Below are 14,208 nucleotides of genomic sequence, written 5' to 3' on the forward strand. Positions count from 1 at the left end.
TGTTTAATATGTTTAAGAAAGTTTTGATTGCTTAGGATCATGAAATTGCAAATATTTCTGTCCATCGAACAATTTCTGAATTAGGAGTGCCTAATGCTAAATATGTCTACTATTGCGATGATGCTTTAGCTTGGATTAGTCGTGCATTGCAAGACGGGGAACCCTATGATTTACTCATTACGGATCTTTCATTTGAAGATGATCATAATCCGCAGCGCATAGCAGGTGGTATTGAACTTATTCAAGCCGTTAAAGTTATACAGCCCGCTATAAAAATTATTGTCTTTTCTAGCGAAAGTAGACCTGCTATTATTGATAGCTTATTTCACCAATATGGTATCGATGGATATGTCAGAAAGGCAAGGCGGGACGCACAGCATCTGAAGGAAGCTTTTACTACGATATACAACGGAAACATTTATACACCGACCGACATCAAACAAGCAATTAAAGAAAAGAATACGTATGAGTTTACTCATCTAGATATTCATATCGTACAACTACTTGCGGAAGGTGTCTTGCAAAAGGAAATTCCTTTATACTTAAATAAAAGAAATATTAAACCCAATGGCCTAAGTACAATTGAAAAGCGCCTAAGTAATATGCGTGAAGGCTTAAGCTTCACAAAAAATGAACAGCTCGTGGCATATTGTAAAGACAAAGGGTTTATTTAATACAAGATACTCAGCCATTATTAACTTAAGTGTGGAGCAGGTAAATGTCCTATTTACCTGCTTTTTTCATATAATTCCAATGGTAATCCGTCTGGATCCGAGAAAAAGAAGAATTTTCTACCTGTTATTTCGTCTATGCGGATGGGTTCTGTAGGTATATTTTTGGCTTGTAGTTCCGCTGATGCTTGTTCGATGTCGTCGACTTCGAATGCTAGATGTCGTAAGCCTAGCGCTTCCGGATAGGATGGGCGTTGTGCGTAATCAGGGAAAGAAAAAAGCTCAATAATATAAACACCATCCAATGCGAGATCTAACTTATAAGAATTTCTTTCCGCGCGAAATGTCTCATTTAGAATTTGTAAACCCAATATTTCCGTGTAGAAGTGTTTAGATTTTTCATAATCACTTACTATTAAGGCAATATGGTGGATTTTATTCAGCTTCATGCATCGGTATTAAAATAATGTGTTGTTATTTTTTTCTTTTTTAGGATCTTCTGGTTTTTGTGGGATAGGTAGATCTGTTCCTATCGCTTTATTCAGTTTACTAATAAATTGTGCGGCTAAGAGGGGAGATTCTACTTCCACATTTTGATGTATAAAGAAATACAACTGCTGTAAACCCGCCTCTTTCCATTGTACGATGGTTTCTATCCATTCATCCAATCGCGTATAATCGCTTGGATGATTAGCTCCCACATATCGTATAAATGCTGTCGGCGTGGTGAGACGCATGTGCATCATATCTCGTCGACCAGCGGTATCCACCAATACATTGGTTTTGTTTGTTTCTTCTAATACCTTATAGAATTTTTCAGCTACCTCTGGCTTAAACCATTCTTCATTGCGCACTTCCACAGCCAAGGGATATCCTTTAGGGAAATCACGTAAAAATTTCTCCAATCTATCGAAATCTTTGGGCTTGAAATTATCAATCAATTGCAGAAACGCCATACCAAATTTGTCTTCAAACAAGACGGTTGCATCCACAAACTCTTTCACCTTTTCATCCGTATTGAGCAAGCGAGAATAGTGGCTTATAGATTGCGGAATTTTCGGAAAGAATTTGAAATCTTTCGGGGTTTTCTCTCGCCATGTTTCAACTTGTTGCTTGCTTGGCGAATTATAAAACGTAGCATTCAGTTCAATGGAATTGAATTGCGTCGCATAGTACGCCAATTCGTCCTTGGTTCCGCGTGGGTAAAAACCTTTTAAGTCCGTTTTGTTCCATTTCGCACAGCCTACATAAACCTCAAGAGGCCTATCGGATTTATTTTTCTTTAATAAATCTAATGTTTCCGTAGGTGTTGGCGGAATGGTAAAATCTATTTTCGATGGGTCTGCTACTTGTCCGAATTTCATGCTCAAAAATTATTTAGCTAAATATAAGCTAAAGCTTTTTTATATTCAAACGCAAAGAATTGGCAATCACAGATACCGAACTCAAGCTCATCGCTGCTGCCGCTATCATGGGGGACATTAGAAGACCAAAAGAAGGATATAGGATGCCTGCTGCCAGAGGAATTCCAATTACATTGTACAAAAACGCAAAAGTTAGATTCTGCTTAATATTTTGCATCATCAGATGACTTAAGCGAAGCGCTTTGGATACGCCTTTCAAATCACCTTTCAGAAGTGTAATATCGGCACTTTCTATCGCCACATCTGTTCCATTCCCCATGGCAATTCCAATATTTGCTTGCGCTAATGCAGGCGCATCATTAATCCCATCTCCGGCCATAGCCACAATCTTCCCCTCATCCTGCAAAGTCTTAACGATCTGGAGTTTGTTTTCGGGTAGTAATTTGGCCTTATAGTTGTCTATATGGATTTCTTCCGCCACAGCTTTCGCGGTTAGTGCGTTGTCGCCCGTTAGCATCCATACTTTAATATTTTCTTGTTGCAGTTGCTGGATGATATCTTTGGCATTGGACTTAATTTTATCCTTGATGGCAATATAACCAGCATATTGCTTATCAATACTTAAAAATGAAACGCTGGAGCCTGTGCTTTGTAATAATTCGATCTCCTCCGCAATAGTCGGCTCGATGTAAACATTCAAGTCATCCATCAATTGCTGATTGCCCAAGGCTGCTTTGAGATGAAATATCTGTGCCGCTACGCCTTTTCCCGCCAGATTTTCAAATTTTGTCACATCAATCGCTGTAAGATTTTCTTCATTAGCTTTGTTGACAATGGCTTGGGCCAAAGGATGGGAGCTATGGCGGTTGATGGACGCAGCAAACTGCAATACATCCTTATCGGAAAATTTTTCTGAACCTTTGAAGGCTGTTACGGCAGGTTTACCTTCTGTCACCGTACCCGTTTTGTCGACAACAAGTATTGCTGCTTTGTGTAATTGTTCCAAAGCTTCCGCCTTTTTGATTAGAATACCATTTTTCGCGCCTTTGCCAATGCTCACCATGACGGACATCGGTGTAGCAAGACCTAAAGCACATGGACAAGCTATAATCAATACCGAAAGCGCATTGGTGATGGCATAAGAAAGATTATTGTCATGTGCTAACCACCACCATAGTACAAATGTGAGAATAGCAATGGCAATAACTGCGGGAACGAAAATTCGAGATACCTTATCTGTCAATTTTTGTATGGGAGCCTGACTTCGGCTAGCTTCGTTGACCAAGTGGATGATTTGCGCAAGCACAGTTTCATTACCTACTTTCTCAGCTTTCATCTCGAAGCTTTGGTTGCCATTGATAGTACCGCCGATGACAGAATCACCAATGGTTTTGGCTATAGGCAAGGATTCACCCGTTATCATCGATTCATCAATGGAAGTGTCTCCCTGGGTTACAATGCCGTCAATAGGCACTTTATCTCCTGGACGAACACGAAGCATATATCCTTTTTGTATATCCGAAACTGCGACACGTTCTTCCTTACCCTCGTGAATCCAAATGGCTTCAGCAGGTGCTAGTTTGATAAGTTCTTTAATGGCTGAATTGGTCTTCGAATGTGCTTTGGCTTCCATCAGCTGTCCTAATATAACCAATGTAAGGATGACCACCACCGATTCGAAATACAAATGAATCTGGCCATGATGACCACGCATTTCGGCAGGAAGTATTTCCGGGTATAGCAATGCTACAAGACTAAATAGAAAAGCGGCAGCAGTACCCAAGGCGATTAAGCTAAACATGTTGAGGTTCCATGTCTTGAACGAGTTCCAACCTCGTACAAAGAATGTCCAGCCCGTATAAAAAACAACAGGTAAGGTCATCAATAATTGTAGCCAGCCATTGATGTGAGCTGGCACGAACTTGCTAATCGGTTGGCCTGGGAGCATATCGCCCATGGAAAGAATAAAGACAGGCAACGCAAATAACGCACTAAAAATAAATTTCTTCTTCCAGTCTAAGTAAACGGTGTCTTTTTCGTCGATGGGTTGATTGGCGACCAAATCCATTCCACAGATGGTACATACTCCGGGTTTGTCCGATGTAATTTCCGGATGCATGGGGCAGGAGAAAGTTACTTTAAAAGTAGTTTCTGGAATTTTTTCCAGATTCATCCCACACACCGGGCAGCTCCCAAAGTCATCATATACTTTATCGCCTTCACACATCATGGGACAGTAATATTTGCCAGCTTTTGACGCGTCTGGTGCAAGATGATAGGTTTTCGCTGTAAAATCTACCGTTTCTATCGGCATCAAGAACATATTGCAGACTGGACATCTTCCTTTATCGCCATAGATCTTCTCATGTCCTTCACAAAACATAGGGCATATATATTGAGAAGATGGGGACACTGGAATGTCTTCAATAGTTTTTTGAGGTGCATATTGTCCTTTGCCATGTGTATGAATTCCATACTGACCGCCCAGCTCATCCAATTTGGACTGTAAATCTTCCAAGGCAATATGCTGAGCACTGCTTATTTCTGCTGTAGCATGGGCTAGATCGACTTGCACGGTGGCATCTGGTATTTCATTCAGTTTTCTTTCGACCATCGATCTACAGCCATTGCAAGTCATTCCTGTAATATCGTATATATGTTTCTGCATGTCTATATCAATTTTATAAAGCAAATTTCGTCAATATATACTAATATCACTTACAAAGTTTTTCATCCTTTTGTTATAATTATTGGATTTTTAAAAAATTCGATCTGTTGGCTAGTTAATGTAGTAGATAATATTTATATTGATTGAAAGTTCGGATATAATCGATGTACAAAGGCAGTTTTATAAATTACATAAAATACGAAAAACGTTATTCGCCGCATACCATTACGGCCTACGATACGGAAGTGCAAAGTTATTTGGACTTTTTGGAGGCGGAGGGGATGCCTTTCGAAGAAGTGGACTACAAATTCTGTAGATACTACTTCGCGACGATGAAGGAGAATGGCAAATCAGCAACCTCAGTCAATCGGGCTATATCTGTTTTGAAATCCTACTATAAATATTTGCTACGTGAAGGATTCGCTTCATCCAACCCCGCGCATCTCGTCAAAGCGATGAAAGTAGGGAAGAAGCTACCAGTAGTAGTGGGCAAAGAAAAGATGACTTCGCTGCTCCAACATATGGAATCTCTGGAGGATTCTTTTGAGCATAACAGGGATTTTTTGATAGTAGAATTGCTATTCGGTACGGGTATCCGTCTAGCGGAATTATTGGAAATAAAAGAGCAGGATATTGACTTTTATAATAAAAAAATTCTTATATTAGGTAAACGGAACAAGCTCAGATTCGTACCTATGTATTCAACATTAATAAATGAACTAAAGTTATATTTAGAAAAGAAAAAAGAAGACAAACTAGGAAATAATTCAGCATATCTAATCGTTACTAAAGAAGGGAAGAAGGCATATCCCAAACTGGTATATCGTGTAGTGAATAAATATTTAAGTATGATTACTTCTCAACAGAAAAAAAGTCCTCATATACTAAGACATAGTTTTGCTACCACATTATTGGACAACGGAGCCGATCTCAATGCGATTAAAGAGTTGTTAGGACACGCAGGATTGTCAGCGACACAAATATATACGCACAATTCTGTCGAGCGATTAAAATTCATTTATAAACAAGCACATCCAAAAGCTTAAAAAAGGAGGAAAACATGAATGTAACTGTGCAATCAATTAAATTCGATGCAGATCAAAAATTGATCGATTTTATCAAAAGAAAAACAGGTAAACTAGAACAGTTTTTAGACAATATCATCGAAGGTGTATGTTACTTACGATTAGAAAACGTGGAAGACGAAGCTAATAAAGTAGTAGAATTGAAATTCAATATTCCAGGCTCGCAGCTATTCGCTAAGGCGCAAGCGAAGAGTTTTGAAGAAGCGACTGATGTTGCGGTGGAGTCATTACGAAGACAGATTAGCAAGCATAAAACTAAAACTAGAACTGCCGTTAGCAATCACAAAGAATTGCTGACAAAAGAGGAAGAATTTTAGAATTTTTACTATATATAGATCTGAAAAAGGGATGTTGATGAAACATCCCTTTTTTAGTTGTGTGCCCAGCATGTTCAATAACTCTAGGGTGTAAGTCCCGAACACGCCTTTACAGTGGGAAGTGTTAGCTTATGACAAGGGTGTCCACCGCGAGGTGGAATCCGAAGGAAGTCTGAGGCAAAACCTCGGTCCGAGGAACAGAAACTATATACAAGGCCGCAAGTGTTGGGTGAGGCTGCAACACAAGCCAAAGCCCTAAACTGTACGGAAACACTATGGTAAATGTAGCGGATATATGAGGTGAAAGTTATTGTTCTTACCTGGGGAGATCTGACTAAACTCTGTCAAAGGTATAGGCGAATGCCCGCGAAGAAACATCTAGCAGAATAATAATGCTATTATGCTTTAGTCAGAAGTCAGCAGAGGACATAGTACCCTGTTTCTCTACTTTATACAGGGGAAGGTCTGAATGTTAGAATGGCAAAGGAACCAATAAGTTTATGACGAAGCGTTAAAAGCCGAACCACTTAAGAGAACTGCTTGCATGAGGGTCGGTCGGAAACTGATAGTAAAATGCAAGAGGAGCTTAGCTGAGTCGTGCAACGAAGTGGACACAATGCCTGAGGTTTTTTTTTAGTAATACTATGTTGGAAGAGATATTACACATCCGAAATGTCAAACACGCAGTTGAGTTGATCGTGTCATCTCTAATGGAGGTGCTAGCGGAGTTGATGGTATGCAGATCGATAATCTTCGTGACTACCTTAACACGCACTGGCAATCCCTGCGATCGGATATTCTCTCTGGCACTTACCGCCCACAAGCTGTTCGGAAAGTAGAGATTCCCAAAGCAAGTGGCGGCAAGCGTATGCTGGGTATCCCCACGGTCATCGACCGTGTTATTCAGCAAAGCATTTCCTAATGGCTTGGGTTAAAGTATGAGGGTGATTTTCACGATAACAGCTACGGCTTCTGTCCGAATCGTAATGCCCATCAGGCCGTCATTAAAGCGCAAGAGTATCTGAACTTGGGCTACACGTGGGGCGTTGAACTTGATTTGGAGCAATTCTTCGATCAAGTGAACCACGATAAAGTGATGCATCTTTTGAGCAAGAAGATTACGGATCATCGGGTCCTAGCCCTGATGGGGAAATACCTTCGTTGTGGGATTATGGATCATGGTCTTGAACAAAAGCGAACCAAGGGCACCCCCCAGGGCAGTCCTTTAAGTCCACTTTTGTCAAACATCATCCTGGATGAACTGGACAGGGAACTCAGCTTCCGTGGACATCGATTTGTACGCTATGCAGATGACGCTAGTATCTACACGAAGAGTAATAAATCCGCGACTCGTATTATGCGCAACATCACCAGCTACATCGAATCTACACTAAAGCTGAAGGTGAACCGTGAAAAGAGTAAGGTAAGCAGACCTTCCCAAAGTAGTTTACTGGGCTTTAGTTTCTTCAAAACTCAAGGATACTAGCAGATTCGTATCTCTGCAAAGAGTATCGAACGAATCCGAGAGAAGTTACGTCAAAATACTCGACGTAATACAGTTACTCCTATGCATGAGCGACTGACTAAACTACGGCAAATTACTCACGGCTGGGTGGATTACTTTCGTATAGCAAGGAATAAGAAGGTGATGGTAGCACTAGATAAACTAGTGCGAAGACGCTTGCGTGTTCTGCTTTGGAAACAATGGAAGACCACAGGTAATCGAATTCGTAACTTAATGAAACTGGGAGCCAAACGCTGGCTTGCCTATCAACATGCGAACACCCGTAAATCCTATACGCGAACAGGGACAAGTCCTATCCTTCAAACAACGTTAACAAACTCATACTTTACTAAATTAGGTCACGAAGGATTTGCAGACTACTATTACTGGAGAACAACACATCAAACGACGTTATTCTAATAAACCGCCTTGGGACGGATCCGTATGCCAGGTGTGAGAGGACAGATAGGAAATAATCCCTATCTTCCTACTCGATTTAGCCCAAAGCTACATCGAGCGTCATCATGAGAATAAACCCAACGATAAATCCTAAAGTTGCCAAATCAGAACTTTTGTTTTGCTGGGATTCAGGAATTACCTCTTCGATCACGACGAATATCATCGCACCTGCTGCAAAAGAAAGCGCATAAGGTAGGATAGGCGCGAAAAATGTAACTGCCAATGCGCCCAATACACCTGCTATTGGTTCTACAATAGCCGATGCTTGCCCATAAAAGAAACTCTTACGACGGGACAATCCCATTCTTCGCAAAGGCATCGACACGGCAATACCTTCAGGGAAATTTTGTAATCCAATACCAATGGCCAGGGCAACGGCTCCCGCAATACTAGCTTCGGGTATACCGGCTGCAACACCTCCAAATAAAACGCCTACTGCCAATCCTTCAGGGATATTGTGCAATGTAATGGCTAAAATCATTAAGGTTGTTTTTTGCCAAGGCGTCTTTACCCCCTCTACTTTCTGAAAATTAACATGTAAGTGGGGAAGGATTTTGTCTATGCTGTACAAGAAGGCTGCACCGAGCAAAAATCCAATAACTGGTGGATATACTTGCGTAAAGCCCGACCCTTCACTCATATTAATGGCAGGGATGAGCAGACTCCATACACTGGCTGCAACCATGACACCGCCCGTAAACCCAAGCATGGTGTCCATAATATTCTTGTTGTAACTCTTGAAAAAGAAGACAAAAGAAGCACCCAAGGCCGTGACGAACCATGTGAAAATCGTAGCATAAAGTGCTGCGGTTATAGGATTGATACTTTCAAAATATGATATGATTGAATCTAACATCTATCTGCTTGGATTATGATTTACTGCGCATAAAGATACAATTCATACTAAATAAAATACAATCAACAGAGGATTTTAGTTGTCTTCCCTGATTTGATCTATCTTAAAAAGAACGATATAAAAGTCTAATGGTGTATAAAATATTGTTTATTTAAAATAATTAGTACAAAAATAAACTATTTTTTATTTCTGTTGGTTAGAATTATACAATTCATTTAATATTCGAAAAACTATGAAAACCAAATTTTATTCAATGAAAGGATTACTGGCTGCGGCCGTAGTAGGGCTCTCATCGATGATGCTAGCATGCTCAGATGATGATGATAATAACATGATTCCAAATAAAACTATAGTCGATGTGGTGGTGGAATCCTCAGATTTTTCAACCTTAGAATCGGCAGTTCAAAAAGCAAATCTGGCTAGTACATTAAGTGGCAATGGTCCTTTTACAGTATTTGCTCCGGACAATGAGTCTTTTACAGCATCGGGAGTAACATCAAGCGTCATCGAGAGCCTATCGGCAGCCTGTGAGTTCTTATCTATCTCTAATTTCTCTAATGCTAATTTTTTGGTATTCAACCCCAGAATGAGGGAATCCACACGTCTGCATGTCTCCAAGCTCCCTATATTGTAATCTAACCTCTTTTTTGTCTACTTGGTACTTTTCTTCGAGGTTAACGGGAAAGTAGATCTTTCCCTCAATCTCAAGTACAAAACCGCAACCGTCAACGGATGGGCTTCCAAAGTCTAATACAATAGCATCTACCCACTGTTCTTCTTTTTCACATCCGCTATTAAGGCTTAGGTTTATTAAAGCCATCAACAGTAAGTATGCCGGTCTGAAGGTAGTTTGATTTTTCATGATGTATCTTTTTTAGTAAAGTTCAGCGTGATTTTCGATAGCTGAACGTGGCTTATAAACATGGTTAGCATTGAAATTATCTAACTACAACACTAAATTTAATGATTTTTTTTTAATTTCCAAGCCTTTGCAGGCTCTCTGCTCTCTAAAACGAGCTTTTGTAATATAACGCTACAATGGTGGTTTTTTCTTGTTTTTTTGAGGGAGATTAGGGACTTGTGGAACGGTGTAAAAAAAAACAGGGACTTTCAAAACGAAAGCCCCTGTTTCTTCTACGTATGAAACATTTAAAATCTATTTCAATTTTTCTATTTCCTTTATTGTAAGTTTCGTGAATTTTGCAATCTGCTCTACAGGCAATCCGTCCCTTTTCATTTCACGAGCGATGGAAAGAGCTTGTTCCTTTCTGCCCTCTTCCTTAGCATAATCAAGGACTGCTTTATTATCCCATTTGCGTTTTAAACTAACATCGTACATTTCACGTTCCTCCTTACTTAATTTGCTGTATTCAGCTACTTGAAACAGTTTCTCAAATATCGGCTTCCTTAGATATACTGGCAACTTGTCCATTGTTGACATATTTTTCAATACATATAGCCATCTGTCCAAGTCACTCTCCAAGTCTGCCTCGACTTTAACAAAGTTAATCAATTCTAAGTAGATAAACCCTAAATCTTCATAGAAAATTTTCCCTGTGTCCCTGTTACACAAGCAAATATCGTGCAGAAAATCCGTGCCATCCTCCTCGTCGGGCATGGGGAAGCCATCCATCAATACAATGACATATACCTCACTGATACGGTAGTTCCATTCCTTGCGCTTGCCCTTTGGTGCTTGTTCGGCTATTAGCTTGCTTCCGTAGTACAGCATCCGTCGTTTGAGGTTCACTTGTGTGCTGCGCTGTACCTCGATAATAAACTGCTCGCCATTGTCTGCCGTACAGGTGAGGTCGAAGATGACATTGCCTGTTTCCTCAGCATCGCCCACATGCTCATTTTTATTGTACACCAAATCCTGTATAACCTTTCTTCCCCGAAACAGATCATTCAGAAATGCAATCAATAAATCTTTATTGACTTCTGATCCAAAAATCCGCTTAAAGCCGTAATCGGTCGTCGGGTCTATGTATCTCGGTGTTTCTGTTTTATCGGCCATAGGACAAATATAGTGATTTTGGGCTTGACTATACAGTTCGGTGGGGGTAAAATGCCCCTAAAATCTGATCCCAGAAACGAGTGAAACATAATGAAAGTCTAAGGTAGTTATTAGGATAAGTTTGTGCGTTCCCGACACACAAAACTTTGTGAAAACTGATATTTTCGTATTTAACTATTTATATTAATTCATCTAATTTTTACGATTATGTTTCAAAACTATGCAACCGAAGTGCTGAAATTTTATGAAAAGAAAAAGGCTTCACAGGAGCTTTCCGTGAACCTGCAACACCCAACAGCCGGCAATCTAAAATCAGATTGTATGGCACTCTATAAAAAACCGTGTAACCGTGTGGATTTGTTTATGCTCAAATCGTTCTTTGGTCGTTCACATGAGGAACAATTCCATATGTCTGCCCTGCGCATATTTGACCGTGACAAATTCAAACCCTTGAGCAACTTTATCCTAAAAGGGACGAAAACAAATGAAAAAAATGTGGAACTTTTGGCTTGGTTGATAGATTTTAAACCTCGTCCCTATGCCATATACGAAAAATCTATCGAGAATGATAAGGAGCTAAACATGAGCGGAGAGGCTAAAAGTACCGTTAGTGAACAATGTATAGACATGCCTACTGCTCCTGTATCTGAGGGCATTGCCGATACCGATACGGTTGTCTCGAAAATCTTTAGTTGGAACCCTTTTAAGAACCCAAACATAAAAAGTCAAGAAATATGCCGAGAACCAAAGAAAGCGAACGTGTATGATGAGCTAATGTCACAGTACGGATGTATCAACAATGAGGACAAAACAATCGTGGTCGAATACCCATCTGGGGCAAAAGTACATATAGATGCTAAAGAGATCGAGTTGATAGCACAATTGGTGAAAATGTAAATTTTTATCGGTTTTACGGTTTTCCGTAATTTCCATATTTTTTTACATTGTATCTTTAAAGACAAATATTATTATGATATGATAGAAGAAAGAAAATTGACGCTGACATGGACTAATCGTGTAGAAATCTGGCGTGAAAATGGACAGATAACGGATCGTCCGTCTGTTTGGGAAGGTACCCGAATTGTTTAAACTTGCCACACTCAACCAACAGCATGCTTTTTTAAACAGGGTGTTCAAAGGGGGATTGACGTTTGACAAAGGTACGTTTAGAACACCCGACCTCAACCCTGTGTTTCATCATAACTACCTAATAATGAAACAAAAAGGGTTGCTCGAAGTAGAACAACCCATCGGGAATTTAACCCAAATCCCTAACTGCGGAGAGCGAGGGATTCGAACCCCCGAACCTGTGACAGTTAACGGTTTTCAAGACCGCCGCATTCGACCACTCTGCCAGCTCTCCGCCACAAAAGTAGAAATTCTCAGCAAATCCACAAAAATTATTTTGCAGGGATCGTCTTATGCCTTGAGAATGAGGTTGATTATTTTAATTAACTACAATAAATACGGGATTTTAAAACTAGGAAGAAAGAATTTCGCGGCAATGCTTACGAATATTCGCTGCGATTTTATCTATCGGAAGGTCGTCCGAATCCTGTCCAAAAGGCTCTTCAATGGATTCCCCAATTATTTCTATGGAGATCAAAACATAGAAAATAAAAGGTACAGCCAATATGACAAAATAGCCCATGGAGAATACATATCCCACCGGAAGTGTAATGGAGTAGATGATAATGAAAACCTTAATGAAGGAGCTGTAGGATATCGGGATTGGGGTGTTTTTGATACGTTCGCAAGCGCCACATACATTGGTCATTTCTGTGACTTCTTGTTCTACCGTTCGTAATTGGTCTCCCGAAATAATTCCTTTTGTATACAATGCATTCACTTTTTTGAAAATGAGTGATGCTACTTGGTTGGGTCCATGTTTTTTGTCATCAAGACCGGCCAATTCTGGATGTTCTTTTTCATCAAGCATAAATTTGGTATAGTCCGAGCGCAAGAAATCAAATAATGTCTCTGCAAAAAGCGGTATGGCTTTACGAAAGAAACTTCGGTTTACCTTATCATCAGCGGGTAACATTGCGTTCAATTTTATCGAAAGCGTTCGACTTATATTGGTCAGTGCTCCCCATTGTTTGCGCGCTTCCCACCAGCGATCATATGCAGTATTAGTCCGAAATACGAGGATCAGGGATAATACAAAACCTAATAGATTATGTACGGTAGTGATGTTTTTAATCCAGCTTTTGTCCGACAACTTCAGGTATTCTAATTCTAAATAAGCTACTCCCCACGAAAACAGCGCCACCACTACTAGGATAGGATAGACCTTTTTGGAATGTTCGGATTTCGTTAAATATTTGAGTGTATTGAACCAATCTTTCGGGTTATAGACTTTCATTTAATATTAGTTGATAGATATTTCGAAATAGCTTATTTTAGTTGCAATATGGCGAAATATCAGAAAAGCAGCAAAAAAAATGTAACCGTTACAACACAAGAACGGAGACGTTATTTGATATGGAGTATCGCTATCCCCTTCATTCTTATTTTGTTAATTGCTGTTTGGAAATACCATTCCAGTATCAAGTATTATTTTCATGTAATATTTGATAAGGAAATCAAAACATCGAATTCGGAGAAAAGTAAACATGATGCTCGGAATATACTTTTGATGCAGGCTCATGATGATAAATCTTTTGGTATTGATGTGAGCCAATATCAGGGCAAGATCGAATGGGATTCTGTAAGCCTCATCAATACTGAATTTCCTATAGATTTTATTTTCGTGCGCGCGACAATGGGCGAGAAGGGAAAGGACAGTAAATTTCAGAAAAACTGGGAAGGCGTAAAGTCTATTAATAAATTGCGAGGTGCATACCACTATTTCAGACCCAATGAAAACTCTGTCAAGCAAGCAAAAAACTTTATTAAAACAGTCAAATTGAGCCCAGGTGATCTACCACCGGTATTGGATATCGAAGAGCGTCCACGAACGCAATCTATGGATAGCCTTCGTGTAGGGTTAAAACGCTGGCTGGATTTGGTGGAAGCCCATTATAAAGTTAGGCCTATTGTTTATTCCGGTGATAGCTACTTTACGGATTTTTTGGAGACTGAATTTAAAGACTATAAGTTGTGGATTGCCAATTATAACTTTTGGATCGAGTCTCCGAAGGAGCATTGGGATATTTGGCAATTTTCGGAAAAAGGTAGCGTCAAAGGCATTAAAGGTTTTGTCGATTTGAATATGTACCGTGCTGATATAGAGAAATTGGAGAATTTAACCTTACCCTATTAATC

The 14,208-nt window shown here is 39.8% G+C and carries 15 protein-coding genes and 1 tRNA gene; 9 read left to right on the top strand and 7 right to left on the bottom strand.

Annotated features, from left to right (window positions below; translation table 11 throughout):
* Positions 1-86: 86 nt before the first annotated feature.
* On the top strand, positions 87-674 hold the full coding sequence (locus tag EDC17_RS09590; RefSeq protein WP_243646109.1) for a response regulator: 588 nt from the start codon (positions 87-89) through the stop codon (positions 672-674).
* A 53-nt stretch (positions 675-727) separates the two neighbouring features.
* On the opposite strand, the gene gloA2 is transcribed toward EDC17_RS09590, so the two are convergent.
* Genes gloA2 through EDC17_RS09605 form a run of 3 tightly spaced genes read right to left on the bottom strand, consistent with a single transcriptional unit; the run spans position 728 to position 4,703 of the window.
* Positions 728-1,120: an SMU1112c/YaeR family gloxylase I-like metalloprotein gene (gloA2, locus tag EDC17_RS09595; protein WP_132777863.1), complete on the bottom strand. Its 393-nt coding sequence runs from the start codon at positions 1,118-1,120 to the stop codon at positions 728-730.
* Between the two features lie 9 nt (positions 1,121-1,129).
* Positions 1,130-2,035, bottom strand: a complete 906-nt coding sequence (locus EDC17_RS09600; protein WP_132777864.1) for a DUF72 domain-containing protein — start codon at positions 2,033-2,035, stop codon at positions 1,130-1,132.
* Positions 2,036-2,063: 28 nt separating this feature from the next.
* Positions 2,064-4,703, bottom strand: coding sequence for a heavy metal translocating P-type ATPase (locus EDC17_RS09605; RefSeq protein WP_132777865.1), 2,640 nt, complete (start codon positions 4,701-4,703; stop codon positions 2,064-2,066).
* Positions 4,704-4,867: 164 nt separating this feature from the next.
* On the opposite strand from EDC17_RS09605, the gene EDC17_RS09610 reads away from it, so the two are divergent.
* The 5 genes from EDC17_RS09610 to EDC17_RS17060 all read left to right on the top strand — a co-directional run bounded on the left by EDC17_RS09610 (position 4,868) and on the right by EDC17_RS17060 (position 8,029).
* Complete coding sequence (locus EDC17_RS09610; RefSeq protein WP_132777866.1) at positions 4,868-5,749, top strand: tyrosine-type recombinase/integrase; 882 nt, start codon at positions 4,868-4,870, stop codon at positions 5,747-5,749.
* 14 nt (positions 5,750-5,763) lie between these two features.
* Entirely contained in the window at positions 5,764-6,105 is a 342-nt protein-coding gene (gene hpf / locus EDC17_RS09615; RefSeq protein ID WP_132777867.1) for a ribosome hibernation-promoting factor, HPF/YfiA family, read from the top strand.
* A 736-nt stretch (positions 6,106-6,841) separates the two neighbouring features.
* Complete coding sequence (locus EDC17_RS17050) at positions 6,842-7,027, top strand: hypothetical protein (protein ID WP_207895737.1); 186 nt, start codon at positions 6,842-6,844, stop codon at positions 7,025-7,027.
* 81 nt (positions 7,028-7,108) lie between these two features.
* Positions 7,109-7,591 (top strand): reverse transcriptase domain-containing protein, encoded by a 483-nt coding sequence (locus tag EDC17_RS17055; protein ID WP_394343356.1) that lies wholly within the window; start codon positions 7,109-7,111, stop codon positions 7,589-7,591.
* Between the two features lie 33 nt (positions 7,592-7,624).
* Positions 7,625-8,029 carry a group II intron maturase-specific domain-containing protein gene (locus EDC17_RS17060; protein WP_262708185.1) on the top strand — a complete coding sequence of 135 codons (405 nt, stop codon included), beginning with the start codon at positions 7,625-7,627 and terminating at the stop codon, positions 8,027-8,029.
* A gap of 76 nt (positions 8,030-8,105) precedes the next feature.
* On the opposite strand, the gene EDC17_RS09625 is transcribed toward EDC17_RS17060, so the two are convergent.
* Positions 8,106-8,924, bottom strand: coding sequence for a ZIP family metal transporter (locus EDC17_RS09625; RefSeq protein ID WP_132777868.1), 819 nt, complete (start codon positions 8,922-8,924; stop codon positions 8,106-8,108).
* Positions 8,925-9,219: 295 nt separating this feature from the next.
* Between EDC17_RS09625 and EDC17_RS09630 the strand changes: the two genes are divergently transcribed.
* The gene (locus tag EDC17_RS09630; RefSeq protein WP_132777869.1) at positions 9,220-9,558 is read left to right on the top strand and encodes a fasciclin domain-containing protein; all 339 of its coding nucleotides are present in this window, start codon (positions 9,220-9,222) and stop codon (positions 9,556-9,558) included.
* 522 nt (positions 9,559-10,080) lie between these two features.
* Here EDC17_RS09630 and EDC17_RS09635 read toward each other — a convergent pair.
* Complete coding sequence (locus tag EDC17_RS09635; protein WP_132777870.1) at positions 10,081-10,941, bottom strand: Rpn family recombination-promoting nuclease/putative transposase; 861 nt, start codon at positions 10,939-10,941, stop codon at positions 10,081-10,083.
* A 207-nt stretch (positions 10,942-11,148) separates the two neighbouring features.
* Between EDC17_RS09635 and EDC17_RS09640 the strand changes: the two genes are divergently transcribed.
* Positions 11,149-11,838 (top strand): hypothetical protein, encoded by a 690-nt coding sequence (locus EDC17_RS09640; protein WP_132777871.1) that lies wholly within the window; start codon positions 11,149-11,151, stop codon positions 11,836-11,838.
* 381 nt (positions 11,839-12,219) lie between these two features.
* Here EDC17_RS09640 and EDC17_RS09645 read toward each other — a convergent pair.
* Positions 12,220-12,304, bottom strand: a tRNA-Ser gene (locus EDC17_RS09645).
* A 117-nt stretch (positions 12,305-12,421) separates the two neighbouring features.
* Positions 12,422-13,306, bottom strand: coding sequence for a bestrophin family protein (locus EDC17_RS09650; RefSeq protein WP_132777872.1), 885 nt, complete (start codon positions 13,304-13,306; stop codon positions 12,422-12,424).
* A 48-nt stretch (positions 13,307-13,354) separates the two neighbouring features.
* On the opposite strand from EDC17_RS09650, the gene EDC17_RS09655 reads away from it, so the two are divergent.
* On the top strand, positions 13,355-14,206 hold the full coding sequence (locus EDC17_RS09655; RefSeq protein ID WP_132777873.1) for a glycoside hydrolase family 25 protein: 852 nt from the start codon (positions 13,355-13,357) through the stop codon (positions 14,204-14,206).
* Positions 14,207-14,208: the final 2 nt, after the last annotated feature.

The sequence above is a fragment of the Sphingobacterium alimentarium genome (assembly GCF_004342685.1).
GTDB classification, from domain to species: domain Bacteria; phylum Bacteroidota; class Bacteroidia; order Sphingobacteriales; family Sphingobacteriaceae; genus Sphingobacterium; species Sphingobacterium alimentarium.